Origin of the sequence: Thiohalomonas denitrificans (genome assembly GCF_016841685.1) — a bacterium.
GTDB lineage: Bacteria > Pseudomonadota > Gammaproteobacteria > Thiohalomonadales > Thiohalomonadaceae > Thiohalomonas > Thiohalomonas denitrificans_A.
Map to the genome: position 1 here is coordinate 62094 of NZ_JAENYR010000003.1, position 15715 is coordinate 77808.

Annotated in this window: 14 protein-coding genes; 1 reads left to right on the forward strand and 13 read right to left on the reverse strand. The window is 60.5% G+C overall.

Annotated elements, in window-relative coordinates; translation table 11 throughout:
* Positions 1-136 precede the first annotated feature (136 nt).
* From Q7L05_RS01085 to Q7L05_RS01100, 4 genes are all read right to left on the reverse strand, one after another.
* Positions 137-1708 carry a tetratricopeptide repeat protein gene (locus tag Q7L05_RS01085; protein ID WP_303900963.1) on the reverse strand — a complete coding sequence of 524 codons (1572 nt, stop codon included), beginning with the start codon at positions 1706-1708 and terminating at the stop codon, positions 137-139.
* A gap of 149 nt (positions 1709-1857) precedes the next feature.
* Positions 1858-3690, reverse strand: coding sequence for an adenylyl-sulfate reductase subunit alpha (gene aprA, locus Q7L05_RS01090; RefSeq protein ID WP_303900964.1), 1833 nt, complete (start codon positions 3688-3690; stop codon positions 1858-1860).
* Positions 3690-4160 (reverse strand): adenylyl-sulfate reductase subunit beta, encoded by a 471-nt coding sequence (gene aprB / locus Q7L05_RS01095; RefSeq protein WP_303900965.1) that lies wholly within the window; start codon positions 4158-4160, stop codon positions 3690-3692. The genes aprA and aprB overlap by 1 nt, the downstream gene beginning before the upstream one ends.
* Before the next feature lie 109 nt (positions 4161-4269).
* Positions 4270-5061: an adenylyl-sulfate reductase gene (locus Q7L05_RS01100; protein WP_303900966.1), complete on the reverse strand. Its 792-nt coding sequence runs from the start codon at positions 5059-5061 to the stop codon at positions 4270-4272.
* Positions 5062-5510: 449 nt separating this feature from the next.
* Between Q7L05_RS01100 and Q7L05_RS01105 the strand changes: the two genes are divergently transcribed.
* Entirely contained in the window at positions 5511-6437 is a 927-nt protein-coding gene (locus Q7L05_RS01105; protein WP_303900967.1) for a DMT family transporter, read from the forward strand.
* Positions 6438-6485: 48 nt separating this feature from the next.
* Here the strand turns inward: Q7L05_RS01105 and Q7L05_RS01110 are convergent, their stop codons facing one another.
* From Q7L05_RS01110 to Q7L05_RS01150, 9 genes are all read right to left on the reverse strand, one after another.
* Complete coding sequence (locus tag Q7L05_RS01110; protein WP_303900968.1) at positions 6486-6764, reverse strand: hypothetical protein; 279 nt, start codon at positions 6762-6764, stop codon at positions 6486-6488.
* A gap of 217 nt (positions 6765-6981) precedes the next feature.
* Complete coding sequence (locus Q7L05_RS01115; protein ID WP_303900969.1) at positions 6982-8328, reverse strand: ATP-binding protein; 1347 nt, start codon at positions 8326-8328, stop codon at positions 6982-6984.
* A gap of 26 nt (positions 8329-8354) precedes the next feature.
* Positions 8355-9020 carry a response regulator gene (locus tag Q7L05_RS01120; RefSeq protein WP_303900970.1) on the reverse strand — a complete coding sequence of 222 codons (666 nt, stop codon included), beginning with the start codon at positions 9018-9020 and terminating at the stop codon, positions 8355-8357.
* A 107-nt stretch (positions 9021-9127) separates the two neighbouring features.
* Entirely contained in the window at positions 9128-9766 is a 639-nt protein-coding gene (locus tag Q7L05_RS01125) for a tetratricopeptide repeat protein (RefSeq protein WP_303900971.1), read from the reverse strand.
* A 4-nt stretch (positions 9767-9770) separates the two neighbouring features.
* Positions 9771-10571 (reverse strand): SDR family oxidoreductase, encoded by an 801-nt coding sequence (locus tag Q7L05_RS01130; RefSeq protein ID WP_303900972.1) that lies wholly within the window; start codon positions 10569-10571, stop codon positions 9771-9773.
* Positions 10568-11236 (reverse strand): TenA family transcriptional regulator, encoded by a 669-nt coding sequence (locus Q7L05_RS01135; protein ID WP_303900973.1) that lies wholly within the window; start codon positions 11234-11236, stop codon positions 10568-10570. Before Q7L05_RS01135 ends, Q7L05_RS01130 begins: the two co-directional genes overlap by 4 nt.
* Positions 11233-12690, reverse strand: a complete 1458-nt coding sequence (locus Q7L05_RS01140) for an AMP-binding protein (protein ID WP_303900974.1) — start codon at positions 12688-12690, stop codon at positions 11233-11235. The genes Q7L05_RS01135 and Q7L05_RS01140 overlap by 4 nt, the downstream gene beginning before the upstream one ends.
* Positions 12687-13355: a thermostable hemolysin gene (locus Q7L05_RS01145; protein WP_303900975.1), complete on the reverse strand. Its 669-nt coding sequence runs from the start codon at positions 13353-13355 to the stop codon at positions 12687-12689. Before Q7L05_RS01145 ends, Q7L05_RS01140 begins: the two co-directional genes overlap by 4 nt.
* Before the next feature lie 434 nt (positions 13356-13789).
* Positions 13790-15508 carry a proline--tRNA ligase gene (locus Q7L05_RS01150; RefSeq protein ID WP_303900976.1) on the reverse strand — a complete coding sequence of 573 codons (1719 nt, stop codon included), beginning with the start codon at positions 15506-15508 and terminating at the stop codon, positions 13790-13792.
* Positions 15509-15715: the final 207 nt, after the last annotated feature.

The window sequence follows — 15715 nt, forward strand, 5'->3', positions numbered from 1 at the left end:
GAGCCACAAGTCGCACGAAAACTCGTAAAGCAGTTGGTTCTGACCAACTCTGATCCTGATTATTCCCTGACCCTGATTATCCCGCTAAAAGCATTGGCTGAGCGTCGAGTCAGCAACGACTTGGAACTGTGAGCGACTACTCCGCCAGTTCCGCGGCCAGCTTGCGGGCATGGGATAGCTGTTCCTTGGCAAGGTGATAGTACCGGGGATGGCTGGCTTCATGGAAAACCTCCGCAACGGCCTCAAAATCGGCAACCGCTTGGAGAGATATCTCGACGTCCCGTGTCCGCTCGGCCAAGCCCCGCCGCGCACTGCCCAGGTTTGCGCAGGTCATGGCCCAGGCGAGGGGATTGTCCTCGCGGGACAACTCCTGCAGTGCGTTTTCGTAGGCGGTGACCGCCTCGTCCAGGGAACCGGTGCCATTCTCGTGTTCGCCGAGCTTGTGGAGTGCGGCGCCCAGGTTGTTCTGGATCAGGGTCCACTCTGCAGGCCACTGTTCGCGGGTCAACAGCGTCAGCGCGCTCCGGTAGGCGGAGACTGCTTGCTCCAGTTCCTGCGGGTCAGCGTTCTGCTCGCCGCGCACCCGTAACGCGGACGCCAGGCTGTTCTGGGTCCGGGCCCAATCGAGCGGCGCCCGTTCCCGGGTCCACTCCTCCAGCGCCTGCTGATAGGCGGCGACAGAGCGCGCCACGAAGGCGCTGTCGTGCTTGAGCTGGCCCAGGGTCAACAGGGCCGTGCCCAGATGGTACTGGGTCATTGCCCAGTCCCGAGGGGTTTGTTCCCGGTCGCGCGCCTCGAGCGCACGCTCGAATTCCGAGACCGCGCGCTCCAGCATGTGGAGGTCCTGTTGGCGCTGGGCAAGGAGGCCGAGTGCATTGGCGAGACCGTGCCGGCTTGCGGCCCACCCCATCGGTGTCTGCTCCAGACTGCGTTCACCCAAAGCATTCTCGAACGCCTCCACGGACCGCTCCAACAGACGGGTGCCTCGCCCGCGCTGGCCAAGGATGCCGAACGCATTGCCGAGCGCATGTTGCGTCGCCGACCAGTCGGCCGGTCGTTCGGTTCGGGGAGCCAGCGGCAGCACGCGGCTCTCGTAGAGTTCGACCGCTTCTCGCAGGGCCTCGTCTTGGCCGTATTCCCGGCCCAACTCATCCAGCACCGCGGCCCGCCCATATTCGAACTGCCACTGTGTCGCCGCGTCGAGGCCCGGCACCTCCGCCACTTTGGCATACAGTTCAGCGGCCTTGCGGTGGAGCTGCGCCGCCGCGGCCACTTCTGCCTGCCCGGCGGCGATGGACGCCACCCTGTCGGGCGTTGCGGCACTGTCCTGCAGACTGTACGCAAGGGCTTCGCCGAATGCCTGCTCGGCCGCTTCCAGCGAGAAGGACGGACCGGCCTGCAGTGCCTGCCGGGCACGTGCTACCGCAGCGGCGGTTTCACCGGCCGGGAGTTCGCCTGCCAGATCGCGAAAGGCGTGGGAACGGAGGTTGTCGAGTCGGGAACACGCCTGTCGCAGCACGCCGGGCAGTTGCTGACGGGTTGCACCACTGGCGCGAGCACAGGCAACAAGAGAAGCCAGCTCGGGGGGCTCGAGCCCCTGCTCTTTCCCAAGGGCTTCGATATCCGCGTGTTGCTCTGTCGAGCCGGTGTTTGCACGACCGGGTTCGCTGGATTCGGTCGTCGATAGGGAAGCAGTATCAATGGTCATCGGTACCAACGTTGATCTGTTTTGGGGTTAGGCGGGGCATTAGCCGGACTTCTCACGGCCCAACCGCAAAGCCGCCAAGAGCGCCAAGAAACCAATGACTTGTAAGTCAGTCTTTGCGTACTTTGCGCCTTTGCGGTGAGAAATAGGGGCTAGTCCACGATGTGGTAGACCGGGGCCTTCTCCATGGTCCACTCGCCGGATTCCGGGTCACGCCGCGAGACGGTAAGGACATGCCAGTTGTCGTCGTCCAGTTGCGGGTGGTCGCCACGGTAGTAGTAACCGGGCCAACGCGTCTCCTGGCGGAACAGCGTATGATGAACGACACACTCCGAAGCGAGTGCCCGGTGCTTGAGCTCCCAGGCACGCTGCAACTGATGCAGGTCCTCGGCCCCGATGTGTTCCAGGTCTTCTTGCAGGATCCGCAGATGCTCCAGCCCGCGCTTGAGCAGGGGCTCGTTGGTCATGTAGTTGACCGTGATGCCGCCGGCATACTCGTCCATGATCTTCTCGAGGCGCTGCAGACCGTGGATCGGCAGGATATAGCTGGGCGAAACCGTACCCGCGACGATCTCGTTACGTCCGATCTCGTAGTTCTCGAGCGGCTTGTAGATCTGCTCGCGCAACTCCTCGATCTGCTTGTCGGAAACGTCGACCCTGTCGTTCGCGTGGTCCCTGATATATTTGACTGCCGCCTTGGCAGCGAGCCGACCCTCGGTGAATGAACCCGAGGAGAACGCATGCGCCGTGCCGCCCAGGGCGTCGCCGGCACCGAACAGCCCTTCCACGGTCATCATCCGGTTGTAACCCCAGAAATACTCGTCGGGAGAGAGATCCTCCGGTCCGCTGGCCCAGGCCCCGGAACAGGTGGCGTGGGAACCCATCACGTAGGGCTCCGAGGTGGTCAGCTCGGGATTGACGTATTTCGGATCGATGTCCTGGGATGCCCACACGACCGCCTGGCCCACAGTCATGCCGAGAAAGTTTTCCCAGCCCACGGTCTCCTTGTGCGGATCCTGGAACGCTTCCTTCGTCACCATGTGGATGGGGCCACGACCGGCCGCCACCTCCCGTACGAAGGCGTGATTACGCAGGCATGTGGGAGTCGGGTGATGGTCGACATAGGGACCCACCATCGACTTCAGTTCGTCATACCACTTGGACTCATACTCTTCGCCGTAGGCGTTCTGTGTATAGGTCTTGAGATGCAGGAAGTAGGCACCAACCGGACCGTACCCGTCCTTGAAACGGGCCAGGACGATGCGGTTCTCCATCTGGGTCATCTTGGCGCCGACCTGAATCGGCAGCGCATAGGCCGAGGCACTGCTCCAGGGCGCATACCAGGTCCGTCCCATCCCCTCGCCCACCGAGCGCGGCTTGAAGATGTGCGAGGCACCACCGGCGCCGATGATGACTGTCTTCGCCTTGTACACATGCAGAGCGCCCGTGCGCACATTAAAGCCGATGGCACCGCCGACCGTGTTCGGTCTGCTCTCGTCCATCAACAGGTGCGTCACCATGATGCGGTTGTCGATCTTGTCGGCAGACTTGCGCGCTGCCTCGGCGACAATCGGCTTGTAGCTTTCGCCGTGGATCATGATCTGCCACTTGCCCTCACGCTGGTAACGGCCCGTTTCCGGGTCGCGCATGATGGGCAGCCCCCACTCTTCGAACTGGTGAACCGCGGAATCCACGTGCCGGGCCATGTCATAGGCAAGGTCCTCGCGCACCATGCCCATCAGGTCATTCCGTGCATAGCGTACGTGGTCCTCGGGCTGATTCTCTCCCCAGCGCATGCCCATGTAGCAGTTGATGGCGTACAGCCCCTGGGCCACGGCGCCACTGCGATCGATGTTGGCCTTCTCGGCCACCACGATTTTCAGGTCGCGTCCCCAGTAGCGGGCCTCGTAGGCGGCACCGGTACCCCCCATGCCGCCACCGACCACCAGAATGTCGCACTCTTCGAAAACCGTATTGAAGCCCATCAGTAATATACCCCCTGTTTGAATTTGGATTTATCAATCGTGGGTAAGCCTCCGTCGACCTTGAGCCCATCGGGCTCGTGGCAGAGCAGCGGAGAGTCGAGTTCCTTCTCATCGGGAACCTCGTACTCCGCGAGCTTCGGGATCTTCTCGCCCCAGGGTTGGGTGGTGATGGGTGAGACGAAGTCTTTGATGCGGCCATCCCGGAACTTGATACGCCAGGAGATGGTGCCCTTTTCCTCCTCGCGCAGGACCCGAACGCTGTGCCCCAGTGGCGCAAAATCGGCGTAGCCCCTGACATCGATGGCGTTCATCGGGCATGCCTTCACGCAGGAATAGCATTCCCAGCAGAAATTGGGCTCGATGTTGTAGGCCCGCCGGTAGGTCTTGTCGATGTGCATGATGTCCGAGGGACAGATATCCACACAGTGTCCGCAGCCGTCGCACTGGGTCATGTAAACAAATGTCGGCATGTCCAACTCCTATAAGTTCTTCCTAAAACTGAATGTTCACCGCAGAGGCACAGAGAGAACACGGAGGATTTCTCTTTGTTATCTCTGCGTCTCTGCGGTCAATAACCTTTCAGTAGTGACGAGGCGCTTCGCGCTTGATGCCAAGACCGAACTGTTCCGGTTTGTCCGCGGGTGGCGGCAGGTTTTGCCGGGAGCCGTCGGCTTCACTGACGTGGCGCTGATAGGCTGCGGCCGGCTTGAAGAACATGTGTGCAAATTTTGAGAAAGGCACACCGCCGAACAGTACGGTGCTGGCAACGATGAAGAGCGCGAAGAACAGCATGGACCAGAACCCGACACCGGCTCCCGCCTGCACGGCACCCCAGAGGATGGCGAAGGTCGTCGACCCCAGCAGGGAGAGGACGAACAGGTCCGCTCTGGAGACGCGGTACCAGGGATTGCCCTCGGCAGCCACATCCACACGGATATTGAACCAGAACCAGTACCCGCCGCCGGCAACCATCAGGGCGCCGAGATACCAGAGTAGCGGCCAGATGGCAGAGGTCGCCGCGTCGGCAGCCGTAAAGACCATGACGAACGTGCTGATGAGAAACAGCACAAAGCCGTACATGGTCAGCAGGTGGGCAATCCTTCGCCTCTGATTGCAGAATTCACCGGAAGCCAGGACATCATACGCAGCGGTTTTGAGCGCGATGGACGCCTTTTCGCCACCGCCGACCTCACGGGTCCTCGCCTCCCGGGACTTGACGCCGGCCTGAAAGAAGTACTTGGCGCTTTTCTTGTGCATGACGTCAACCACCGTGCCAGCCACGACGAGCAGGAGCATGACAATCACATAGCTCTGCATGGCCGGCGGTGGAACCAGCGTGTACAGCTCAGAGAAGGGGTTGGTGGTCAGCATGTTTTGCACTTCCTCCGTTGTTCCCTAATCATGGGGTGGGCAAGGGTTTGTTCGCATCTGAAAGCGTGCTCGTATGACCCAACCACCAGCGTGGAAAAGATGATTTTTCCGAGTATTCAATGTGAGTATAGGCAAGAATAGACGACCCTCCATTCGGAAGAGCGCAAGACGAGCAAGCTGTTGCTGGCGGAAAACCGGACGGTTCGTGAGGTGGCACCGGGAAGGGATAGCCGAGGTGACTACAATTGGCACAAGAAAGCCGGAACAAAGAGAATCAACAGTGTCTGGGAGTGGAAAGCAGAGCGCCGGTCGGCCAGGCGGAGCAAAGTGGGGCTGGGCTCGCTTCAATCGCAGCGGACGCGCCGGCGCCCGGCAACAGCGGTTTTCTTTACTTCACTGCGCAAGACGCCCGCCAAGCTGCATGACCCCGATTACTCGTTAATCACTTTATGAAACAGATGGTGCTTCGCCTGTTCGGGCTCGAACTGCTGTTCGTACTGCTGTGGAATTCGGGCTTCATTGCGGCCGAATACGGTTTGCCGTTCGCCTCGCCCTGGACCTTGTTGTTCTGGCGTTACCTGATTCTGACCGCCTTGCTGGGTGTCTGGCTCGGCCTGCAAGGGCGTCTGCTCTGGCCGGGCAGCAGGACGGTGGGTCACACGGCCCTGGTGGGCGTTCTTGCCCATGGTGTCTGGCTCGGCTGCGTACTGCTCGCCATCCATCTGGGTCTGCCGGCGGGTATCGTGGCCTTGATCACGGCACTGCAGCCGCTTTTGACCGGCGCCCTGTCAGGCCCGATACTCGGCGAACGCACCGATGCCTGGCAATGGCTGGGATTGATTATCGGATTTTGCGGCGTGTTGATCGCGGTGGTCGCACGGATATCACAGGACACCACGGTTGTGATTTGGGCGTATCTGATTCCCTTCGGGTCGGTGGTGGGAATTACCGCGGCGAGCCTGTTACAGCGGCACCGCCAGAAACACAGTCCGGCGATCCGTTTGCCCGATGATACCGCTCTGTTTTATCAAAGCGCGGCCACAGGACTGGCACTGCTGCTACCGGCCTGGTTGATCGAGGGCTTTGCCACCGACTGGGCCCTGCCTTTCATTGCCACCCTGAGCTGGCTGATCCTGGTCGTATCGCTGGGCGCCTACTGGAGCATGTGGCGACTGCTGGTACGCCACGATGCCACTCGTGTGGCCAGCCTGTTCTACCTCAGCCCACCGGTGACCATGCTGATGGCCTGGGCCGCCTTTGGCGACCGGCTGATTCTGACCGACGTGCTCGGTTTAGCCGTAGCCGGCCTGGGCGTGATGCTGGTCTACCGGCTGGGCTTTCGCCGACCCGTTATCCGAATGTTGCCTCCCAGGTAGTACAGTCGGCTTGTTGCATTCTTGCATTGTGGCCCGACCGCGTGTCGATCAGTTGAACAGACCCTTGAACGACTGCCAGAGGCTTTTTGAACCCTCCTTCACGCCTCCGGCGACTTCCTTCGATCCCTCCTTCACGTCACCGGCGAGCTCCTTCGACCCCTCCTTGGTGCCTTCCCATGCCTCTTTCGAGCCCTGTTTGACGCCGCCCCACGCCTCGGTGGTGCCGGACTTGGTTTTGTCCCAGGCGCTGGTCTCTTCGGCAACGGCGCCGCCGATCATGGTGGAGAGGCCGACTGCCAGAAGGGTTGTTGCAAGTTGTTTGCGCATCGGTTGAACTCCGTTCGTTGACCCTCAGGAAGAGAGCACCCATTGATAATGGGGTCGTTGCGACGAAGGCACAAGGGTGAGGCACATCGTGAGAGTAGCCATCTGCGCTGCTTGGAGCGGCAGCTTGCGCAATTCAGCTTTCGCTTCTGTCCGGTGAAATTCGCGGCTGCCGGTGACGCTTGATGCCAGCCTTTAGTTGCGTATGCCTTACCATGCATTAAATGCGGTTAAAGCCGACCGTCACCGCCAGACCGCCCAAATCGCTTTCCCCCAGATTCAACACCGCGCGGTGCAGTTCCGCAATTCGCTGCACGATTGAAAGCCCTAACCCGCAGCCCTGTTCGCCGGTCCCGAGGCCCCGGTAAAAGCGATCGAGAACCCGATTTCGTTCGTTTGGTGCAATACCGGGGCCGGAGTCGGCAACTTCGAGATAGACCGCCCCCGCCGCTTCTCGCACGCGTACCTCGACGCGTCCTCCCGGTGGGGAATAGCGCACCGCATTGTCGATGAGATTGCGCAGAAGAACGGTTGTCATCGAAGCGTCCGCGGGGATTTCGATATCCCTGCGGGGAGCCGTCAGGGTGAGTTCGACGTCCTTCTTGAAGGCCCATGGTGTAGCCTGCGCGATGGCGTCGGCGCAGACACGATTCAGGATGACCCTGTCGTTGCGCACATCATCAAGTTGGGGATCGAGACGCGCGACAGTCAAGAGTTGTTCGATTAAATGGGTTGCCCGGTCGGCGCCGGCAATGATCTGCTCCAGAGCCCGCTTGCGGCGTTCGGGGCTGTCGGCTCGTGCTGCAACTTGGGCCTGAACCCTAAGGCTGGCGAGTGGTGTCCTGAGTTCATGTGATGCATCGGCGGTAAAGTGTCTCTCTCTATCGAGCGTCTGTTCCAGTCGTTCGAGTAATCCATTGAGCGCCTGAACCAGCGACTTGACCTCTTGGGGTACTTCCACTTCAACGGGTTGCAGTGAAACGGGAGAGCGTCGGCGTACATGGCCTGCCAGTAGATGAAGAGGGCGTAACCCGTGACCGACGGCAAACCAAGCCAGGAGCGCTATAACCGGAAAAGAGATAAGGGCCGGATAGATTGATGCCAGGCCCACTTCGCCGGCGATCTTTTGACGAATCTCGTACTGCTCGGCGACTTCGACCGTGTAACCATACTTGTTATCGTGAAGTGTGTAGACTCGCCAGTGGTTCCCCTCGATACTGCGGTTGCCAAAGCCGTCGGAGCCCGGTGGGTCGTCTGAGTGAGCATCCCGGCTGAAGAAAAGTAATCTGCCGTTCGCCCATATCCGAAACGCAAGCTGTGGCGCATATTCGGTACCCCTGAGGTGTCTTTTCAATTCGAGAACATCACGGGTAAACTTTCTGGGTTTTTTAGAGGAAGGTGAACTCTCATGGGGATGATCTGCATACCTGTTGTAAACCAGCGCCATCAGTTCACTCGCGGCCTGGGCCAGGTGCGCGTCATAGATTTCTTCCACTTCATAGGAAGTCTGGTAATAGGTGGATCCGGCTGTTATTGCCCAGGCGAAGAGGATCAGTCCCAGAAACAACAGTAGCAGCCGAAGGCGGATCGAGCTCATTCGGACTCCTTCTCCAACAAATAGCCTACACCCCGGACGGTTCGGATCAGGGAAGGTTTGATCTTGCGGCGCAGCCGGTGGACGTAGACTTCCAAAGTATTACTCTCGACCTCCACATCCCAACCATAGAGCGCTTCCTCCAATCGGGCGCGAGTCATGACCTCTCCAGCATGGTCCAGAAGGAGATGCAAAAGGGCAAATTCCCGATTCGAGAGTTCGACGGGTTGAACCGCATAGCTGACGGTGTGCGCCGCCGGGTCCAGCTCCAGTTCGCCATTTCGAATTAGCGGTGCCGAACGACCAGCACGGCGCCGGCTCAGAGCCCTCAATCGGGCGGAGAGCTCTTCCAGGTCAAAGGGTTTGGTCAAGTAGTCATCAGCACCGCCATCAAGGCCCTTGACCCGGTCCTCGATCGCATCCCGCGCAGTGAGTATGAGCACCGGCAGATCATGGCCGTTTTTCCGTAATCGCTCGAGCAGTTCCAAGCCGGGGAGGCCCGGTAGTCCGAGGTCAAGCACCATGAGGTCGAACTGATCGGTGGTAAACGCCGCCCAGGCGGCCTCACCATCCGTCAGCCAATCGACAGCGTAGCCCTCCTGTTTCAAACCGGCACGAACCCCGTCGCCTAACAGCATGTCATCTTCTACGAGAAGTAGACGCATCGGTACTCTTCCCTCCGAACAGCACGAGCATGGAGTTATAAAATGACTTGCCGCGGTGCGGCTGGAATTGCTGCAACCAAGAGGCCGCAGCGTGCAATTTACCAGGGTTAACGCCCCAAGTTCTCCCGCACTTTTCTCAAGGTGTCGCGGATTTCGGTACGGCGCCCCTCGTCTGCCATTTCGCGACCCGGGCGAAGCGGAGCCCGGAGTGCACGTTCCAATACTTCTACGGCATCGCGGTACTCGCCCTCCTCGCGTAAGAAATCGCCATAGAAGTAATTCGGGTCGATCCCATCCGGGTTGAGTTCCAGGGCCTGTTCCAGGTAACGGCGCGCCTTGTCGTCATCACCGAAGCCGAGCGGCCAGCCCGGAACCTGGTAATAGAGACTTCCGAGTGACGTATAGAGGGAGCCTTTCAGAGCTTTAGGATCGATTCGTTCGGCCTCCAGCAGGCGTTCGCGGGCCTTGTCGACCAGACTCAGCGCTCCCAAGCCGCCTTTGGCACCGGCCCAGCTGGAAAGCACGATGCCTTCCCATATCAGCGGTTCGGCCCGATTTGGCCAATCGGAGGACAGTGCGTTCGCCTCTTCAGCCAGGACAGACAGGGCCTTCTCCTTTTCTTTGCCTTTAAACGTGAAGTTGACCTCGTCCCAGGCTTGTGCAAGATGCTTGACTTCGGCATCCAGACTGGCTGCCTGTGCCAAGCTGGCGGCGAATAACAGGGGGATGCTGAAGAGCAGTTTCATTGAGTTATCTCCGGATGGGAGCGGGGCGTGCGAAGCGTGCCATCGTTTGCGACTGGCCGCGAAGTGCACGATCGACCAGCCGCGGCAAAATCGCGTTGATGCGAACGAAAATCGATTCGGGCCAACCAAAGTAGGCCTCGTCCCGATCTTTTTCCACGGCACGAACGAGGGCGTGGGCCACCACCTTCGGGTCATCCATTTTCATGCCGGTGGCCTCCCCCATACGTACGACGGTATCGGAATTGATGGTGGTTCGGACAGCGCGGGGCGCGAAGTAGGTCACGCCTATGCCGCTCCCGGCCAACTCGCGCCGCAGGGCCTCGGAGAAACCCCGCAGGGCGAACTTGCTTGCGGAATAGGCAGCGAAGTAGGGAAAGGCGATCGAGCCAAATATTGAACCGACGTTTACAATCCGGCCACCGCTTTCCTGCAGGCTGGGCAGCAGCGACTGCGCCAGGAGCATCGGGCCGATGGTGTTGGCTCGGAAGATGCGTTCTACCGCACTCGGGTCGTGGTGGCCGAACGGTATAAAGTCGAGTAACCCGGCTGCATTGACCAACAGATCGAGCCCGCCAAGGCCACTCAACGCCTCCGTGACCAATGCGCCCCGCCCCTCATCGGTCGTGATATCACCCACGACAGGGAAGGCGGATCCGTCAAGTGTCCGGGCGAGTTCCGACAGCGCCTCGGGACGGCGGCCGCCCAGTGCAATTCGGCCGCCTCGCTCTGCCAGCACCCTGGCCGTCGCCGCGCCAATTCCGCCGCTGGCCCCGACTAGAAGAATACGTGCTCCGTGGATCTTCATGCCGCCTCTCCCTCTACCCTTGCCACCAGACCGCGGAAGATGTCGCCATAAAGCCGATAGATGACTTTGGCACAGGAGATCACGGCCTCCTGATCATCGCTATCGGTCAGCTGATTCATCAGTTCCTCGAAGAATGCCATGTGGCTGACATCCAGGGCGCCGTGGGAGGTGAGATAGCTGAAGCAGTCATCTTTCAGCCCGAGGCTTTTCTGGATTGCTTCGGCGGCACGGGTGGCAACGTTCACACTGGTCCCCTCTAGAACCAGAACCATGCCGAACAGCCCCGCCGGATTGCGACGCAACACGGTATCGTAAGCGTAGGCGATCATGATATCGGTGGTCATGGCCGGCCTGCCGGCCCGAACCGCCTCGGCATCACCCCCGGTGTTGCGGATATCATTGAGAATCCATTCCTGATGGCCGGTCTCCTCTTCGATATAGTGGGCCACAGCCTCCCGCAGCCACTCCAGGCGCTCGGGGATACGGGCACCACAAGCCATCAGCAGGGGAACCGTGTGTTTTACATGGTGGTAGGCTTCAGTCAAAAACGCGAGGTAGACCGCATGGCTCAAATCGCCCTTTACACCGGACTGAATGAGGGGCGTCGATAGAAGTGCTTTGCGTTCCGCTTCGGTTTCCACCAGCAATCGTTGATAGAAGCTCATGGGGTAACCTCCTGGTTTTCGTAGAGTGAATCGAGAGGTGAACGATAGGCTGCGAAGATTGCTTCACGCCGCGGATGGCCGTTGGCTGTCGCCATGCCGTTGTTGGTGGAAAAGGGAGCATCCGCCCTTAGCCAGCGGTGGATGCTTGCATAATCGGGAAGACGTTGATTGGCACGAGAGACCGCTTGTGCGATAGAGGAAGCGGAGGCGGGGCTGACCACCACGGCGCTGTTCCAGGGGCGTGCCTCGCCAAATACGGCGGCCTGCACAATTTCGGGTTCAGCAGTCAGTTCTGCCTCCACCCATTCGGGAGCAACGTTACGTCCGAAAGCCGTTATGAAGATGCTCTTCTTGCGACCCGTAAGGTGCAGGGCCCCTCGGGCATCAAGGTAGCCCAGGTCGCCGGTGGGCCACCACTCGCCGGTCGGGAGTTCACCATTGAGATAACCGAGAAATCCGGGGGCATGAACCTGAACTTCGCCATCCTCCGCAATTTTTACATCGGCATGGCATAGTGGGCGCCCCACGCCAGTAAAGGCCTCTTCTCCGGGACGATTGACGGCAACTACAGAGGCGCATTCGGATAATCCATAGCCCTGAAATACCGGCAGACCGATGGCATCTGCCCGCTTCAGCAGCCGGGGTGCAACTGCACCGCCACCTACTGCCAGGAATCGTAAATCCGGAGGTGATATCAGCCCGGATTCCAGTGCGGTTACCAGCCCGTCGAGTTGGGCGGGAACCATGATGGCAGTGGTGGCGCGGTAATCCCTAAGTGCTTCTAACATTGTTTCGGCAGCCAGCTGTGACGAGCCACTGACGCCCATCCGGCTCATCGGCTCCAGTATCGCTGTGGCGCCTGCGAACAGCGGAATATAGAGACCGCCGATGTTCTCCAGCAGTATCGAAAGCGGCAGTAGGGCCAAGTGACGGTCGTCGGGGCACGACTGAACGGCTTCGGCCAGGGAACGCACCACCCGGTCGATAGCGGGCTGAGAAAGGCAGACGCCTTTGGGGCGGCCGGTGGTGCCGGAGGTGTAGGTGATCTTCGCGGTCCCGGGCGGAATTCGACCGCTGCTCCTGGGCTCAAGTGTCCGCCACTGGCAGGCTTGGCCGGCGACGTGTGGATCTTCGGGGCCGCCGTCTTGGTGAATGACCGCCTCCACCCCGGCGTCGGATAGCGTATGAAGGGCCTGTTCCGGCGTAAAAAAGCCTGGTAGCGGCACCAACGTCACCCCGGCCTGTTGGGCGGCCAGATCCCAGATGGCCCAGGCGGGGCCGTTGTCCAGCGCCAAGCTTAAGACCTTGCAGCGCCGCTCTGTGATTACGTTGGTCGCCTGCCTGACTTCGGAAATGAGTTCGCGGTAGGTCAGTTGGATGCCGTCCCCGACGATAGCCTCCTTGTCGGGACGTTCCAGTGCGTGGCATTTGAGGGCGTGCAACACCATACTCATTTCATACCCCCCGCCTTCATGCCGTGAGCAAAAGCCTGATGCCAGAGTTCGTGGATGGCCAGTGCATGTTCCATTTCCAGGTAGCGTCGCAGCTGGTCGAAGGCCTGTCCTACTTCGGTGGCGACCACCATTGGCTGCTGCTCGTAATAGCTGCCCCAGCGCTTCAGGTCGGGGCCCAGACGCTTGCCATCGGCCGGGGCAAGCTCCTCCAGGTGAATGCCGAGACGCAGAAAGGCATTTCGCAGCGCAGGCACGGCAGTAAAAACCACCCATCCGAAGCCGGCGCCACGAAGATAGGCCGTCAGGCAGATGATCATGAGCCGTGCCGCTCCAGGAGAGCCGGCTGCCAAATTCCCGACTTCGACGATGTCCTGACGTGCCACCGGGTGGTCAAGATAATTTTCGAGTAGCTGCTCGACCGCGGCGTCGAGATATTGCTCCAGAAAAAAGGGATGAAGGTTCGTGCCCGGGGCTAGTCCCAGGGCTCCGAGAATTTCACCTTCCGTTCCTTCCAACCCGATTAGCGTCGGCAGGAAATGGTTGACGTCCGCCCCGTAGACGCGGGCAAAGCTGGTGTGGATATGGCGTTCCATGCGCTCCCGCAATGGATCGCCTCGTTCGACGAAATGCGGTCTGGCTGGCTTTGAAAAATGCGTACGTTGCATGATAGCCCCCGTTGGGTCACGTTGGGCTATACCGTAGCGGCTGTCACCTTAAGGATTCCTGAATGGCTGACGATCTTTCTTGCGCGGGGACGAGTAATGTGACCCGTTCGCGGGTTCGCGGGTTCGCGGGTTCGCGGGTTCGCGGGTTCGCGGGTTCGCGGGTTCGAGGGTTCGAGGGTTCGAGGGTTCGAGGGTTCGAGGTACCAGCGGCCCCGAAGCTTTGCGAACACTCGCTGTGGATACCAGACCTTGCCGATACTTCGATTGTAACGGGCGAGGGCTCCGGTTCGCAGGGGCCCTCAAGGGTGGCAAAATCGTCATTCCCTTGTCGATACTTCCGTTGTAACGGGCGAGGGTTCGGGTGAGATTGCCCCGTTCGTACGTATATTATGCAAGAGGAAAGATACGACCCGTGTACTCTCGGATAGAGGCGATCAAACCCCCAGCTTGTCGCGGAGGAATTCGATGACGCCCTCCACCGGCGCGTCCACGCTCTTTTCGTCGCGGCGGCCTTTGTATTCGAGGTTGCCTTTGTCGAGGCCCCGGTCGCCTATTACCAGCCGGTGCGGGATGCCGATGAGTTCCATGTTGGCGAACATGACGCCGGGGCGTTCGCCGCGGTCGTCGTACAGTACCTCGATGCCCAGTTCGCTCAGCTCCTGGTAGAGCTTCTCCGCGGTCTCTCGCACCCGCTCGGATTTATTGGCGTTCATCGGGAGGAGGGCAAGCTGGTAGGGGGCGATGGGTTCCGGCCAGATGATGCCGGCATCGTCATGGTTTTGCTCGATGGCGGCGGCGACAACGCGCGAGACACCGATACCGTAGCAGCCCATGGTCATGGTGACGGCCTTGCCGGCTTCATCCAGCACGGTGGCATTCATCGCCTGCGAGTATTTCTTTCCAAGCTGGAAGATGTGGCCCACCTCGATGCCGCGCTTGATCTGCAGATGGCCTTTGCCATCGGGGCTGGGGTCGCCATCTTCCACGTTGCGCAGGTCCGCCACCTCAGGCTCCTCCGCATCACGGCCCCAGTTGATGCCGAAGTAGTGCTTGCCGTCCTGGTTGGCGCCGGCCGAGAAATCGGCCATCCTGGCCACGGTACAGTCCGCAATAACCGGTATGGAAAGCCCCACCGGACCCAGTGAGCCGGGACCGGCGCCGATGGCCGCACGGATCTCCGCCTCTTCGGCCATGCGCAAGGGTGCCGCGACTTCCGCCCGCTTTTCCGCCTTGATGGCGTTTAGCTCATGATCGCCACGCACCAGCAGGGCCACCAGATCGGCGTCCACCTCATCGGAGGCCTGCACCACCAGCGTCTTCACCGTCCTTTCCATGGGCTGGTCGAACTGCTCCACCAGTTCGGCGATGGTCCTGGCTTTGGGGGTGTCGACCAGCTCCATCTCCCGGGAGGGGGCCGGACGTTCGCCCCCCAGGGCCAGCGCCTCGGCCATCTCCACGTTGGCGGCGTAGTCGCTGGAATCGGAGAAGGCGATGGCATCTTCGCCGGATTCGGCCAGCACGTGGAATTCCTGGGAGCCGGTGCCGCCGATGGCGCCGGGATCGGCCAGCACCGGACGGTACTCCAGTTGCAGCCGATCGAAGATGCGGCAGTAGGTGTCGTGCATCACCTGGTAGGTCTCTTCGAGAGAGGCCTGGTCCACATGGAAGGAGTAGGCGTCCTTCATCAGGAATTCGCGCGCACGCATCACTCCGAAGCGGGGCCGGCGTTCATCGCGGAACTTGGTCTGGATCTGGTAGAAATTGGCCGGCAGCTGTTTGTAGGAGCGCAGCTCGTTGCGGCAGAGGTCGGTGATTACCTCCTCATGGGTGGGGCCGAAACAGAACTCCCGGTCATGCCGATCCTTCATGCGCAGCATCTCGGCGCCCATGTTCTCCCAGCGCCCCGACTCCCGCCACAGCTCCGCAGGCTGCACCGCCGGCATCAGCACCTCCTGCGCCCCGGAGCGGTTCATCTCCTCGCGGACAATGGTTTCCACCTTTTGCAGGACCCGCAGGCCCATCGGCAGCCAGGTATACAGACCGGAGGCCAGTTTGCGGATTAGCCCCGCTCGCAGCATGAGCTGATGGCTGACGACCTCCGCGTCGGCGGGGGTCTCCTTGAGAGTGGCAATCAGATATTTCGAGGCGCGCATGAAAATCCTGGTGGTTTAGTCGTTCGAACGAGTAAGACGGAAAATGGTAACCGGCCCGGCAGAAGTGTGCCAGTCGCAATTGCGTAGGAGCAGGGGAAGTCGCGAATCGATATGCGCAAAAAAGGTGAACGCCTGCTGATCCTGATTTTTGCCGCGAAAACTGCCGGGTCTGCTCGCAAAGGCGAAGAGAAAACCTGTAGTTGCTTC